The sequence below is a fragment of the Anianabacter salinae genome (genome assembly GCF_019061145.1).
GTDB lineage: Bacteria > Pseudomonadota > Alphaproteobacteria > Rhodobacterales > Rhodobacteraceae > Anianibacter > Anianibacter salinarum.
On the sequence record NZ_JAHQZS010000006.1, the window covers coordinates 84,784 to 98,831 of the forward strand.

The window sequence follows — 14,048 nt, forward strand, 5'->3', positions numbered from 1 at the left end:
AGGAGCAGGAGCGCAGTCGTGACGATAAGCTTTTTTTCCTACAATCAGGGAAATCGGAACCGGCTTCGCATGCCGTCCGGATACAGAAGAACGGTGTCCTGGGTGCCGCAGCTTGGGGACGTGTTTCCTGATTTCACCGCCGACACCAATGCGGGACCGTTGCATTTCTTCGACTGGGCCGAGGGGCACTGGACACATCTGTTCAGCCATCCCGCCGCCCGGACCCCGGTTTGCACCACCGAGGTTGCGGCTTTGGCGTCCGCCGTGCCGGACTTCGACGAGCGCAACGTCAAGCTGCTTGGCTTCACCGGATCCTCAACCGAGGATCAAGAGTCCTGGCACGCCGATATCGAGCGTCTGTTCGATGTGAACGTCGATTTTCCCTTCGTCGCGGACGAGGGGTGCCGGATGGCGCGAAAGTTCGGCATGCTGCATGACAAGCAATCGGCCACCATGCCGATCCGCAAGTCGTTCATTCTCGACCCGCAGATGCGCATCCGCATGATCTTTGAATATCCGATCTACATCGGACGCGGCACAGAGGAAATCCTGCGCGTGATCGATTCCCTGCAGATCATGGACAAGACCGGCCTCGCCGTTCCGGCGGACTGGGAAGAAGGCGACGAGTTGCTGTTCACCGAGAACATGCCGGACACTGCGGCACGTCAGCTTTACGGCGACAAATTTACGCGTTTGACCGACTACCTGGCGGTGGTCCGGCAACCGGCTGCCGCCCGAAAGGGATAGTCCCGATCCATTGCCGGGGCGCAGCTTTGTCCCGTCCGTCCATTTTCGCTAGTCTGCCGATAATCGCATGACCAACGAGTATGGACGGACGGGCATGGAAATTCTGAAGATCCTCCGCTTCGCGCTTTGGCTTGCTGCTGCGGCGCTGGCAGGATTCGCGGTCGCTTTGGTGATCGGGCACCAGCGCGTCACGCATGCAGAAGACATGGCCGAGCGGATCATCGCGCTGCAATCCGGCATCGACGCGTTTTCGGCGCGGGCTGACGATCTTGCCGTCAACGGCGCGACACCCGAGGATCTGGCGGAATTCTCGCAAACCGGGCGCGATCTGCGTGCGGCTGCGGCCGCGCTGCCGGGCGATCTAGCCTCAAGCCAGCGTGTCATTTCCGAAATCGCCACCCTAGAAGAGCATGTGACATCGCTGGGCGGCCCAGACGGCGGCATTCCCGAATCGGCCTTGCCGGACCTCTCCCAACGCCAGCGCCTGACAGCATTGGCCCGGGACGGTCTCGCGCTTGACATGCAGGTCCGCGAATTGCTGGAAGCGCAAAGTTCCGACCTCCTGGGTGTCCTGCTCCGCGCGATCTGGGGCGTCTCTGCGCTGTGGCTGATCTTCCTGGGGTTGGCGACGGGTCTTGCCGTCTTCCTCCGCCACAGGCTTGTCGGCCCCCTGCGCACGATCCGCAGCACGGTCGAGCGGATCGAAAAAGGCGATCTGTCTGCACGCGCACAGGTCGGCGGCCGCGACGAGCTGGCCGCACTTGCCGATGGTATCAACGACATGGCCGCCGGACGCGAGGCGACCGAGGCGCGTCTGGTGCGCACGCAGGCGATCGGACGGCTTGGCGGATGGCATCTGGATGCCCGCAGCGGCACGCTGGACTGGGATGACCAGACCTGTGCGATCTTCGAGGTCGATCCAGCCAGCTTTACAAGGACATCGCAAGAATTCCTGTCACGCATTCCGGACGACGACCGGGACATGGTCATCGCACAGCGCAAGGCGCTGCGGGACAGCGCAACGCCCTATGACTTTCAGCACCGCATCCGCACCGGCAGCGGCCGGATCAAATGGGTGTGGGAGCGCGCAGAAGTCATCCGCGACGATACCGGAGAGGTCATCTGCCTCGATGGCACGGTTCAGGACATCACCGAGCTGAAAGAAACCGAACTTGCGCTCGAGGAGGCGCGCGCGCGATCCGAACATGGCGCGGCGCTGTTGCGCTTTGCCGGGCGGACGGCCCGTTTCGGGGGCTGGCGTGCCTTGCCAAACGGGGACAGGGTCGAATGGACCCCCGAGACTGCCGCGATCCACGAGGCGCCCTACGACAGCCCGCCGCACGTCGAAGACGCCATGGCCTATTACGATCCCGCAGACCGGCCACGGATCCGCGCGCTGTTCCAGAAATGCCTCCGCGACGGCGAGGACTTCGACGACGTGTTCCGCTTCACGACCGCCACCGGGCGACGGCTTTGGGTGCGCTCTTCGGGCGAGGCCGTGCGCGATGCGTCAGGCCGGATCACCGAGTTGCGCGGCGCGTTCCAGGATGTCACCGAACTGTTCGAGGCGCGCGACGAGGCGGTTCGGCGAAATGCCGAACTGGATGCCGTCGTCTCGGCGATGGAAGACGGCTTTGTCTCGCTCGATGCGGCGGGGATCGTCAGCTTTATCAACCCGATGGCGCGCGAATTGCTGGGGGTCACGGAAGATCACGACAAAGGGCTCAGGCCCGGAAAGGCGTTGACCGAGGCTTTGGCGCAGGCGCCCGAGGGCACCCTTCAGGCGCAACTGGCCGCGATGATCGCGGACGGCACGGCGCGCGAGGCCGAATTGCACGATGCGCGAACCGACCGCTGGGTCGGAATCCTGCTGCATCGCACCGGGGGCCGCACCGCGATCCTGCTTCGCGACACGACGGCGGCACGCCAGGCGGACCGGCGGCTTCGGGTTCTCGAGGCGGCGCTGGAAGAAATCGACGACATCGTCCTGATCACCGAGGCCAGCCACGTCGACGGCCCCGACCATCCCCGGATCCTTTATGCCAATGCCGCCTTCGGGCGCGTGACAGGCCACGCGCCCGAACAGGCGATCGGACGCACGCCGCGCTTCCTGCAGGGCCCAGAGACATCGCGCAAGGAACTCGACCGCGTCCGCGAGGCCCTGATCCGGCGCGAACCGGTGCAGGCCGAACTGATCAACTACGACGCAGCCGGGCGGCCGTTGTTGATGCGGATCGAGATCGTGCCGCTGCCCGACCCCTATGGCGGCGATGGCTATTTCGTCGCCGTGCAGCGCGACATCACCCTGCAGAAACAGCGCGAGGAATCCGAATTCCAGAACAGCAAGATGGTCGTCGTGGGCCAGCTGACCGGCGGGGTGGCACATGATTTCAACAATCTGCTGACGATCATCATGGGCAACGCCGACCTCTTGCTTGACGCGGTGGAGGCGCCAGAAAAGCGGCGGCTGGTAGAGGCGCTGATCGACGCTGCCGAGCGCGGGGCGCGGCTGACCGACAGCCTGCTCGCGTTCTCGCGCCGCACTCCGCTGGAGCCGGTTCCGACCGACGTGAACGCGTTCCTGGACGAGGCCGAGACCCTGTTGCGGCAGGCCCTGCCCGCTGGCGTGCAGATGACCTATGTGAAGGGTGCCGCGCACCCGGTTGTCGACATCGACCCCTCCCGGCTTCAGGCGGCGCTGGTCAATCTGGTGCTGAACGGGCGCGACGCGGTCGGCGGGCGGGGCCAGATCACGGTCGAGACCGACGACATTTATCTGGACGCCGGATACGCGGTTCAGCACGGCGATCTTGCCCCCGGCGATTATGTGCTCCTGTCCGTCACCGACGACGGCGCCGGGATGGACGCCGAAACCGCCGCGCAAGCGTTCGAGCCGTTCTTCACCACCAAGGCCGTCGGGGCGGGAACCGGCCTGGGCCTCAGCAGCGTCTACGGCTTCGCCCGGCAGTCGGGCGGACAGGCGCAAATCAACTCGGAGGCTGGCAAGGGAACCACCGTACAGCTGTATCTGCCGCGTGCCGGGCAAGCCCCCGCTCTGTCGCCGCGCCAGACCCTTGAGCGTCCGTCACGGGGCGCGGGCGAGCATATCCTGGTGGTCGAGGATGATCCCGCCGTTCTTGAATATGCCGCACGGCAACTGCGCGCGCTGGGGTATCGCGTGACCGTCGCGCCGGATTCCGCGCAGGCGCTGGAGGTTCTGGGACGGCAAGGCGACGACATCGACCTTCTGTTCACCGACGTCGTGCTTGGCGGCGGGGCCAGTGGCAAGGCGCTCGCCGACCGCGCCCGCGCGGATCGCCCGTCGCTTCGCGTGCTGTTCACCTCGGGCTACACGAACAACGCGATCACCCATGACGGGCGCCTCGATCCCGACGTCAAGCTGCTCGAAAAGCCGTATCGCGGGGCACGGCTGGCGCAGAAACTGCGCGAGGCATTGGCAGGTTAAGCCATGCCGCCCGCAGCGATTGTGTGTTGGACCGGCGTTATTCGCCTTGCGCCAGCGCGTCGATCTGGCCGCGCATCACGCCCTGGAATTCGCCTGTCTCGGGACGCACCGCGAGCGGAGCAAAAACGACCGACCGCAGGCCCATGCCCTCGGCCTGCGCCAAGGCCTCTTGCGGCGGGGCGGCTTCCCAGATGAGGGTCTGAGCGCCGGTCTCGTCCGTCAAGGCCTGCAAAGCGTCCCATTGGTCCGCATCCGGCATGGCGCCTGCGTCCCAGTCCAGCGCCGCGATCTGCAGCCCGTAGGCGCGCGCGAAATACTGATAGCGCGGATGGGTGGCGATCATCGCCGTGCCCTGCAGGGGGGCCAGCGTGTCCCGTGCATGGCTGTCCAAGGCTTCGAGATCGGCCACCAGACCCGGCAGCGCGGAAACCACGGCATCCCCGCTCCCAGGAATGCGGCGCTGCATCATCCCGGCCAGCGCCTCGGCCTGCCGCGCCGCTTGGCCAAAGTCGAGCCAGGTGTAGCTGGCGGTGCCGGTGTGCGAATGCTCGCCATCGGCGCCGTGGCTGTGGGTGATCGAGTCCGTCGAGATGTAGTCGTCCGAGAACCCGGCAGAGGTGTCAACGATGCGCGAGCGCGGCAGCGAGGTGCGTGTCGTCCAACCCGCGAACCCCGCGCCGTTCAGCGCGATCACGTCGGCGGCTTGGATCGCAGAAATGTCCGAAAGGCCGGGCCGCCAGAACGATGGATCGCGGTCCGCAGGCACGGGAAACAGCACCTCGACCGCGTCGCCGCCCAGCCGTTCGGCCATCCACGCCAGCGGGTAGTTCACCGCGGCGACCACCGGCTTGTCCTGCGCCGCCAGCGGCGATGCGGCAAGCGCGACAAGGACCACGAGGCGTTTCAGCATCAGTTCGTCCCCTGTCCGTGCGCGATGTCATCGGGCGTCAGCAGCCAGTAGTCCGAATGCCCCTCGCTGACATCGACCTCGATCATCAGGCCGCCGTCCGCTGCGCCATCGGGCAAGGCGAAGGTGGTCACCCCGTCCTCGCCCAGCGGAAGCGTCATCACCAGCGTGTCGCTGGCATCCAGAACCCGGACCTCGCCCGCGTTCGGAATTCGGCCGGTCGAGAACTTCGACTCCACCGTCACCGTGTCGCCGGTGACCGAGGCGAACACCCGCAGGTCGTGCGCCGCAGCCGGAAGGGCTGCGGCAAGAGTGAAGGCAAGCCCAAGCGTGCGGATCATTCCATTCCCCCGGTGCTCCAGGGCTCGAAATGGACCCAGATCACGGCGCCAAGCTCGTGCGCCTTGTCGACGCCCTCGTATTGCATCGGCTCTTCTGCGGTGTTCAGCGCGGCAAAGCCCCACCAGCCGGATGTGGGTACAGCGTAAGTGAACACGCCGTTTCCGTCCGCCTTGACGGTCTGCGTAATCATCAGGTCTGACGGCACCGAGGCGGAACCGTCCTCGTTGTAATACTCCACCTCGACCTCGGCGTAAGGCACAGCCTCGCCGTCAAGCTTGACGATCCCCTGGAACACGTTGCCTTCCCATTGGGCGAAGGGCTTGGCCAGAGGCACGATCTCGGTCTTGAGACCAAGCTCTGTATCCCAACCCTCATCGTCGCCAAAAGCCGAAACATAGGTCTTGGTGAAATGCGTGATGAAGGCGTCTTCCTCCGGCTCCCAATAGGGCTGCGGGGTCATGGCGAACACATAGGTCCCGGGACGCTCAAGCCGGTATTCGGTCGAGTAACCGGCATCCTCCATCACCTGCGCCTCGGTCAGCGTATCCAGCAGCGACGTCGTCTCGCCGCCGTGCGTCACGGAAAAGCTCTCTGGCATCTCCAGAACCATGCCGTCCAGCACGAACGGATGCGAGAACGACAGCGTCAGGTCGATGGACCGACCGTCCTCCTGGCTGACCATGTTGTCGGACGGAATGATCATCCCGTAATGGGCGGACGCAGCGGTCGCCGTGGCGGCGAGGGCGGCGGCGGTCAGGAAGGTCTTCATGCGGGTCTCCGGAATTTGGGGGCTCGATGAGCGGTCTCAGGATTTACAGGGCAAGAATCCAGGCCACCAGCCTGTCCCCGTTCGATGTCACGGCAAAGACAAGCGCGGCAGCCAGAACAACGGTCCCCGCCAGAAATAGCACGATCTCTGCCAGTGCAAGCTGAAGAATGACAAAGCGCCCTGCCCCCAGCCGCCGTGCGGTCTGCATCTCGGGGCTGCGCAAGGCCCAGGCAAGGTAGAGCGACAGGGCGATCGCCCCCATCGCCGCGACGCCGATGATGACCGTCACCGCGTCAAGAAGCGCGGCGATGCGAAAGATGCGGTCCACCAGCCCAGCCACGACGTCGTCCGGGACCGTGATCTGCAAGGGGTTTTCAGGGTCCAGATACCGCCCGCGCAGGATCGTCGCGGACCGGGTGTCGTTCGGCACGATCAACACCGCCGACAGGGGATAATCGCCGGCGTCGCCATGAAAGTGAAAGCTGTCGATGTTCTCGGGCGTAATGCGCTGGAACTCGGTGATCGCCGCGTTGGCAACGATGTTTCCGTCCGCATCGGCGGTCACGACATCGTCATGTCCGTGGCCGATCCCCGCGATGACCCAGGCGGTCTTGACGTCGGTAAACACCGCCTCGTCGTCCGGCGTGCCCGTCGGGGCCAGAACGCCCGTGATCTGCAATTCGAGCGGATAGACGCCGTCCAGATCGAACAGGTTCTCGGGCGCGGACACCACCGTGTCGCCGGGGCCAAGGCCCAACCGGTCCGCGACCGCCGCGCCCAGCACCGCCTCGCCCAGGATGGCCAGTTGCCGCCCCGACGCGATCTGCAGCCCGCGAAAGTCGAAGTAGTCCAGCGAGGTGCCCACGATCCGCGCGCCGTTGGTCTGGAACGCAGTGTGCAGCGGGATCGGCAGCGCAAGGCCGCTGTCCCAGACGGCATCCTCGGCCGCGCGGGTGACGGGCTGCGCGCGGTCTTCCGAGAAGTAGACGGCGTTCATCACCAGATCGAGCTGGCTGCCGCGCGCGCCCAGCACCAGCGGCGTCGCCTCGGCGCGGCGGGTCAGCGCATCCTCGGACCCGCGCAAGAGCGTCTGCGTGACCATCGGCACCGCTAGGATGACCGCGCCGACAAGCACCAGCACAAGGCTGCGCGCCCAGGTCCAGCGCAGATGCGCAAAGGCAAGGAACAGCGCGTTCATGCCGCCTGCCTCAGCGTGGCGAAGTCGATCACGCGGTCGAAGCGCGGCAGTAGGTCATGATCGTGCGTGACCGCCAGAACCGTCGCATCGAACTCCCGCGCCCGGGCGAACAGAAGGTCAAGGATCACGTCCTTGGTCTCGGGGTCGAGATTTCCTGTCGCCTCGTCCGCGAGGATCAGCGCGGGCTGCGTGACCAGCGCCCGGCAGATCGCCACGCGCTGCTGCTCGCCCCCGCTCAATGCGCCGGGATGGCTTTTCAGGCGGTCCGCGATCCCGCACGAGGCGGCCAGCGCCGCGGCCCGGTCCCGCGCCGCGCGGTCGAGCCGCAGGCCAAGACCGACCCGGTAGGGATACAGGATGTTCTCAAGCGCGTTCAGGTAGTCGACCAGCGCGAAGTTCTGGAACACGAAGCCGATGTTGCGCGCGCGGAAGGCGCGCCGCCCGGCATCGGACAGGGCGGTCATGTCGGTGCCCGCCACCTTCAGCGCGCCCGCATCCGGCTGCGACAGCCCCGCCACAAGGTTCAGGAGCGTTGTCTTGCCGGTGCCGCTTGGCCCGATCACGCCGACGCGCTCGCCCTTGGCGACGCTAAAGGTTGGCACCGAGAGCGTGAACCCGCCACGCGGATAGGCAAAGCGCAGGCCGCTGGCCTCGATCAAGACTTGTCCTCCACGTCCGGCGGTGGGGCGTCGGCATTCCGCTCCAGCGTGCCCGCATCGGTGCGGTCCACGTCGGTCAGGGTGAATCCGACGATCTTCCATGCGCCGTCCGCAGGGGCCATCACCAGGTCGGCGGCATAGGCATTGCCGCGCATGTGCATATGCTCGGAATGCCCGACGACACCAAGCACGCGCCATCTTGCGTCAATGGCCACGCGGTCCTCTTGCGGGCGGGCGTTCATCCCCAGCAGCGACACCTCGTGAATCGCCTGATCGGGGTTCAGGCCGCCGCCCGCCAGCGCGCCGACGCGTTCCAGATACAGCTGTTCCAGCGCGGGGCCGGTCGCCACCTCGGCCAGCCGGTCGTAGATCGCCGCCTCTTCGGTCTGCCCGAAGGCGTCATAGACCTGCGTCAGGATGCCGGGCAGCACCAGCGGGCTTTCGCGCAGAAATTCGTCCGGAGACAGACCGCGCGTGTCGGCGGTGCGGCCGTCTTGCGCGCTCGGCGCAAGGAACAGCGCCCAGACCGCAACGCAAGCGCAGGCCACGAAAGCCGCGCCCAGGATGTAGTCCCACGTTCTGCCCTGCATCATCTGCGTCGTCCCCGGTCACTGCGCCCAGACCTAATCCAATGCGCCGCCGCCGCAAGCCGCCTTGGTGCATAGGCAGTCGCATAAACGGTGCGGCGCAGGGAAAAGGTGCACCGCCTGCCAGATTGTTCTGGCGCAGCCAACGCCAAGGGTCGCCCCCGAACCACCAGCGCGTCTTGCAATGTTATAGTATAACGTCTATTGGATTCGTTATGTTATTACATAACCCCAACGCATCGTCCCTCTGCGGCGTGAGCATCAAGGCACCGAGCCCCTGATGTGTTGCACTGCCTCCCTGAACCGACATCATATCCAAACGAAGAACTCAAAATGAAAACGCTTGGTTTCACCCTCCTGGCTTCGGTCGCCGCCATGCCGCTTGTGGCACAGGAAACGCGCCAGATGGATGCCCATGTTCACGGGGTCAGCACGCTGGAGCTTGCCATTGAAGGCAACACCGTCGAGATCAACCTTCTGTCGCCGGGCATGGACATCGTCGGGTTCGAGTATGCCGCCAGCACCGATGCCGACAAGGATGCGGTCGAGGCCGCGATCCGCATGATGCTGATGCCCGAGAATGTCGTGACCCTGCCCGAGGCTGCGGAATGCCGGCTGACCGAGGTGGTGGCGCATCTTCACGGCGGCGAGCACGAGCACGCCGAAGGCGAGGGCCACGCGCACGAAGAGCACGCCGAGGACGAGGACCACAAGGAAGACGGCGGCGAGCACAGCGAGTTCCACGCCAGCTATTCCTTCGACTGCACGCATCCCGAGGACCTTGGAAGCATTGGCTTGCCGTTCTTCGACAGCTTTGCCAATGCGGAGGAGATCGAGGCACAATACGTCACCGATGCGGCCACCGGCTCGGCCGAGATCACCCGCGATGCGCCAGAGTTGACGTTGAACTGAAGATGACCGACCCCGCCCTTGTCCTTACCGACGTGACCTACAGCTGGCCCGGGCGGGGCGGCTTTTCGCTGTCCTGTCCGGACTTCCGCATGGCGGCGGGGGAAAGCGTGCTGCTTCTGGGCGCCAGCGGATCGGGGAAATCGACGCTCCTGTCGCTGGTCTGCGGCATCGTCACCGCGATCAGCGGCAGCGTGTCGGTCGATGGCACCGACCTTTCCACGCTGCGGGCCGGGGCGCGCGACAGGTTCAGGGCAGAGCGGATCGGCGTGATCTTTCAGCAGTTCAACCTGTTGCCCTATGCCCGCGTCGTCGACAACATCCTGTTGCCCCTGCGATTTGCCCCAATGCGCCGGTCCCGCGCCGCGCCCGGCGATGCCGCGCGACTTTGCATCGCCCTCGGGCTGCCCGGCGACATCCTGACGACCCAGGCAGGGCGGCTGAGCGTCGGACAACAACAGCGCGTGGCCGTGGCCCGGGCCTTGATCGGCGCGCCGCCGCTCATTGTCGCGGACGAGCCGACCTCGGCGCTGGACGCCGCGACACAGGACACTTTCCTGAGCCTGTTGTTCGACCAGACCGCGCGGACCGGCTCGTCCCTGCTGATGGTCAGCCATGACGAACGGCTGGGCGCGCGCTTTGACCGGGTGGTCCGGATCGAGGACATCGTGACATCGTGGAAGGCCGCGGCATGATCCTGCGCCTTGCCACCCAATCCCTGCTGGCCCGTGCGCTGACCGTCGGAATGACGGTGCTGGCGATCGCGCTGTCCGTCGCGCTGTTCCTTGGCGTCGAGAAGGTGCGCACCGGCGCGCGGGCCAGTTTTGCCGACACGATCTCGGGCACCGACCTGATCGTCGGCGCGCGGTCGGGGTCGGTGCAACTGCTGCTCTACTCGGTGTTCCGCATCGGCAACGCGACCAACAACGTATCGTGGGAAAGCTACCAGGACATCGCGGCGCGGCCCGAAGTCGACTGGATCGTGCCGATCTCGTTGGGCGACAGCCACCGTCAGTTCCGCGTCATGGGAACGACGCCTGCCTTCTTCGAGCACTACAAGTATCGCGGGGGCCGGTCGCTGGAGATACCCGAGGGGCACGGATTGCAGGACCTGTATGACGCCGTGATCGGCGCCGATGTCGCGGCCGCGCTGGGATATGCCGTGGGCGATCCCATCGTCGTCTCGCATGGTCTTGCGTCCTTTACCGACCATGACGACCAGCCGTTCCGCATCGCCGGGATCATCGGCAAGACCGGCACGCCGGTGGACCGCACGGTGATCGTCAGCCTCGAGGCGATCGAGGCGATCCATGTCGACTGGCAGGGCGGGGGACAGACCGGCCAGTCCACGCCGGTCGAGGTGATACGAAGCATGGACCTTACTCCGTCAGCTATCACGGCGGCGCTGGTCGGGACCGAGTCGCGCCTGCAGATCTTCGGCCTGCAACGCTGGATCAACGAGTATCCCGAAGAGCCGCTGCTTGCGATCCTGCCGGGCGTCGCGCTGCAAGAACTTTGGCAGATCGTCGGCGTCGCCGAAACCGCGCTGATCGGGGTGTCGGCGATGGTCGTCATCACCGCGCTTATCGGCATGATGGCGATGATCTTTTCCAGCCTGAACGAACGGCGGCGCGAGATGGCGATCTGGCGGGCGATGGGCGCGCGCCCCGCGACGATCCTGGGGCTTCTCGTGCTGGAAGCGATGCTTATGGCGGCGGCGGGGGCGGTGCTGGGCCTTACGCTGCTCTATCTTGGCCTCGCGGTGGCACAGCCGCTCGTCGATGCGGCCGCAGGCATCTGGCTGCCGATCGAGCCGCCCACCCTGCGCGAGGTGTGGGGTCTCGGGATCGTGATCGCCGCGGCGGGGCTGGCCAGCCTTGTTCCGGCGCTAAGGGCCTACCGGCTTTCGCTCGCCGATGGCATGATGGTGAGGACATGACAGGACAAGGCAGGATCACCCGCAGGACGTTCGGCCTTTTGGCCGCCGCAGGCGCAATCGTGCCGCGCACAGCCTTCGCGCGGCCCTTCCGCGAGATCACCTGGGATGACCTGATCCCGCCCGGCGTGCCCTATGCCGAGATCGTCGGTGAAGGCGACCTTGACGAGCAAAGCGACACCTGGAGCCCGATCTTCGACGAGAACGCGACCAAGCTGAACACGGAGCTGAACGGGGCTTCAGTCAGGTTGCCGGGCTACATCATCCCGCTGGACATCGAGGCTGAGGGGCTGACCAGCTTCGTTCTGGTGCCCTATGTCGGTGCCTGCATCCATGTGCCGCCTCCTCCGCCGAACCAGCTTGTCTTCGTGACGACGAAAGACCCCTGGCCGTCGGACCAGATGTGGGATGCGGTCTGGGTGTCGGGGGTGCTGAGCGCACGGCTGCAATCGACGGCAATCGCCGAAATCGGCTACGAGATCGCCGCGCAAGAGATCGAGATCTACACATGGTAGGAACGGGCCGCACGCGGCGCGGGGTTTGCCTGGGGCTGGCAGGCCTTGCCGGTCTGGCGGCCAGTGGCCTGCGCGCCGAGGACATCGTCGATCTGGAGTGGCGCGATCTGCTTCCCGAGGGGCAGTCGTCGCTGCCGCCGCAGCTTCAGGGCCTTGTCCCGCACGACGAGACCGACATGGCAAGCAGCCAGGCCGTTTCGACCGGCGTGCGCACCGACTGGAACGGGCGCACGGTCCGGCTGTCGGGCTTCATCATTCCGCTCGACCAGAAGGGCACGGGCGTCACGGCCTTCATGCTGGTGCCCTATGTCGGCGCCTGCATCCATGTGCCGCCGCCTCCCGCGAACCAGTTGATCCTGGTCACGACCGAAGACCCCTACGAGTCCGGCGGGCTGTTCGATCCGGTCACGGTCACGGGGATGTTCGGCACCGCGTCGATGTCCACGCAACTGGCCGAGGTTGGCTATGCGCTGTCCGCCGACAGGATCGTCGCGTATCGCGGCTGAGGCTACGGCAGCGCCAGGGGTCATGCCCCCAATGCCCGACGAGCGCCCTGTCTCGCGCCATTCCCGGCACACGCTGTGGGCGACACCCTGCGATCAAGCGCAATCTCGCGACGGATCGGCAATCCTCCGCGCGTTCGATACCGCAAGCACCGCGCGCGGCTCGACTGACAGCAAGACCCAGTAAAATGTTTATTTATCAAATGGTTATAGGGCGTTCTCACGGCGCGCTCGCAGCCGCTCGGCGCCTGATTTTCTCATGACAGCCGAATATCATCCCAAAGTATGACCGGCGCCATTGTCCAATCATCCTATAGGCCAATAGCCCTCGCCAACCTTGCCAGTCCAGATGCCGACGAGCATGGGCGACATGCTCGACCAACCACGACTAGCGAGATTGCGATGGCCCTTTCAAACCTCGTCGAGCGCCGCAGCGCTTCACAGATTCTGCTGCCCGGCGGGCTGATCCTGGCGTCTCAACAACTCGCGTTGTCCATGGAGAGACAAATGGCACTAGATAACGTTGGGACAGACGCATTGTCCTCACTCGGAGACCCCCTTGGCCTTGGCGACCTTGGCCTGCCCGATATCGGCGGGCTGGTGGAAGGTGTGACCGGCCAGGTCACGCCTCTGGTCGGCGAACTTGTCGGCGGCGAGCTTCCGCTTCCGGGCGATCTTGGCGGAAGCGCCCTTCCGCTGGTCTCGGACCTGCTGGACGGCGCCGACCTGCCGCTGATCGGAGACCTGACGGGCGGCCTTCTGTCGGACGGCCTGCCGCTGATCGGTGATCTGGGCGATCTGGGCGGTCTGGGCGGTTTGATCCCCGACACCGGCGATCTTCCATTGCCCGATGTCGTCGGCGATCTGGGCGATCTGGACGCGCTGCTTGGCGAGGACGGACTCGTGACCACGCTCCTCGATACGGTCCTTGGCCCCGACGGCATCGTCACCGGTCTGCTTGACGGCCTCCTCGGCGATGGTGGCCTGCCGCTGGTCGGCGATCTGGACGGCCTGACCGACGGTCTGCTTGGCGACGGCGGCCTGCCGCTGGTCGGCGACCTGGGCGGTCTGACCGACGGCCTTCTCGGCGACGGCGGCCTGCCGCTGGTCGGCGATCTGGGCGGTCTGACCGATGGTCTGCTTGGCGACGGTGGCCTGCCGCTGGTCGGCGATCTCGGCGGTCTGACCGACGGCCTCCTCGGCGACGGCGGCCTGCCGCTGGTCGGCGATCTGGGCGGTCTGACAGATGGCCTGATTGGCGACGGCGGCCTGCCGTTGGTCGATGATCTGGGCGGCCTGACCGACGGCCTCCTCGGCGATGGTGGCCTGCCGCTGGTCGGCGACCTGGGCGGTCTGACCGATGGTCTGCTTGGCGACGGCGGCCTGCCGCTGGTCGGCGATCTGCTTGGGACCGACGGTCTGATCTCGATCGGTTGATCCAAAGGCCGCACGGCACATCACTGCAGGCGGCCACCGGGCCGCCTGTTTCCGTATCCACCCCCTGAGAAGG

Annotated in this window: 14 protein-coding genes; 8 read left to right on the forward strand and 6 right to left on the reverse strand. The window is 65.9% G+C overall.

Annotated elements, in window-relative coordinates:
• Positions 1-69 precede the first annotated feature (69 nt).
• Entirely contained in the window at positions 70-747 is a 678-nt protein-coding gene (locus KTJ87_RS15760; RefSeq protein WP_267140107.1) for a redoxin domain-containing protein, read from the forward strand.
• Positions 748-841: 94 nt separating this feature from the next.
• Entirely contained in the window at positions 842-4,213 is a 3,372-nt protein-coding gene (locus KTJ87_RS15765; RefSeq protein WP_267140108.1) for a PAS domain-containing protein, read from the forward strand.
• 37 nt (positions 4,214-4,250) lie between these two features.
• Here KTJ87_RS15765 and KTJ87_RS15770 read toward each other — a convergent pair whose 3' ends face one another.
• Genes KTJ87_RS15770 through KTJ87_RS15795 form a run of 6 tightly spaced genes read right to left on the reverse strand, consistent with a single transcriptional unit; the run spans position 4,251 to position 8,681 of the window.
• Entirely contained in the window at positions 4,251-5,123 is an 873-nt protein-coding gene (locus tag KTJ87_RS15770; RefSeq protein ID WP_267140109.1) for a metal ABC transporter substrate-binding protein, read from the reverse strand.
• The gene (locus KTJ87_RS15775; RefSeq protein WP_267140110.1) at positions 5,123-5,461 is read right to left on the reverse strand and encodes a hypothetical protein; all 339 of its coding nucleotides are present in this window, start codon (positions 5,459-5,461) and stop codon (positions 5,123-5,125) included. The genes KTJ87_RS15770 and KTJ87_RS15775 overlap by 1 nt, the downstream gene beginning before the upstream one ends.
• Complete coding sequence (locus tag KTJ87_RS15780; protein ID WP_267140111.1) at positions 5,458-6,231, reverse strand: DUF4198 domain-containing protein; 774 nt, start codon at positions 6,229-6,231, stop codon at positions 5,458-5,460. The genes KTJ87_RS15775 and KTJ87_RS15780 overlap by 4 nt, the downstream gene beginning before the upstream one ends.
• Before the next feature lie 43 nt (positions 6,232-6,274).
• Positions 6,275-7,429, reverse strand: a complete 1,155-nt coding sequence (locus KTJ87_RS15785) for an ABC transporter permease (RefSeq protein WP_267140112.1) — start codon at positions 7,427-7,429, stop codon at positions 6,275-6,277.
• Positions 7,426-8,088 (reverse strand): ABC transporter ATP-binding protein, encoded by a 663-nt coding sequence (locus KTJ87_RS15790; RefSeq protein WP_267140113.1) that lies wholly within the window; start codon positions 8,086-8,088, stop codon positions 7,426-7,428. The genes KTJ87_RS15785 and KTJ87_RS15790 overlap by 4 nt, the downstream gene beginning before the upstream one ends.
• A complete protein-coding gene (locus KTJ87_RS15795; protein ID WP_267140114.1) occupies positions 8,085-8,681 on the reverse strand; it encodes a hypothetical protein in 597 nt (198 codons plus the stop codon). The genes KTJ87_RS15790 and KTJ87_RS15795 overlap by 4 nt, the downstream gene beginning before the upstream one ends.
• Before the next feature lie 327 nt (positions 8,682-9,008).
• On the opposite strand from KTJ87_RS15795, the gene KTJ87_RS15800 reads away from it, so the two are divergent.
• The 6 genes from KTJ87_RS15800 (at position 9,009) to KTJ87_RS15825 (ending at position 13,975) form a co-directional block, all read left to right on the forward strand.
• Entirely contained in the window at positions 9,009-9,587 is a 579-nt protein-coding gene (locus KTJ87_RS15800; RefSeq protein ID WP_267140115.1) for a DUF2796 domain-containing protein, read from the forward strand.
• A gap of 2 nt (positions 9,588-9,589) precedes the next feature.
• On the forward strand, positions 9,590-10,279 hold the full coding sequence (locus tag KTJ87_RS15805; RefSeq protein ID WP_267140116.1) for an ABC transporter ATP-binding protein: 690 nt from the start codon (positions 9,590-9,592) through the stop codon (positions 10,277-10,279).
• Positions 10,276-11,523, forward strand: a complete 1,248-nt coding sequence (locus tag KTJ87_RS15810; protein ID WP_267140117.1) for an ABC transporter permease — start codon at positions 10,276-10,278, stop codon at positions 11,521-11,523. The genes KTJ87_RS15805 and KTJ87_RS15810 overlap by 4 nt, the downstream gene beginning before the upstream one ends.
• On the forward strand, positions 11,520-12,035 hold the full coding sequence (locus KTJ87_RS15815) for a DUF3299 domain-containing protein (RefSeq protein WP_267140118.1): 516 nt from the start codon (positions 11,520-11,522) through the stop codon (positions 12,033-12,035). The genes KTJ87_RS15810 and KTJ87_RS15815 overlap by 4 nt, the downstream gene beginning before the upstream one ends.
• Entirely contained in the window at positions 12,029-12,541 is a 513-nt protein-coding gene (locus tag KTJ87_RS15820) for a DUF3299 domain-containing protein (RefSeq protein WP_267140119.1), read from the forward strand. Before KTJ87_RS15815 ends, KTJ87_RS15820 begins: the two co-directional genes overlap by 7 nt.
• Positions 12,542-13,045: 504 nt before the next feature.
• A complete protein-coding gene (locus KTJ87_RS15825; RefSeq protein ID WP_267140120.1) occupies positions 13,046-13,975 on the forward strand; it encodes a hypothetical protein in 930 nt (309 codons plus the stop codon).
• Positions 13,976-14,048 lie beyond the last annotated feature (73 nt).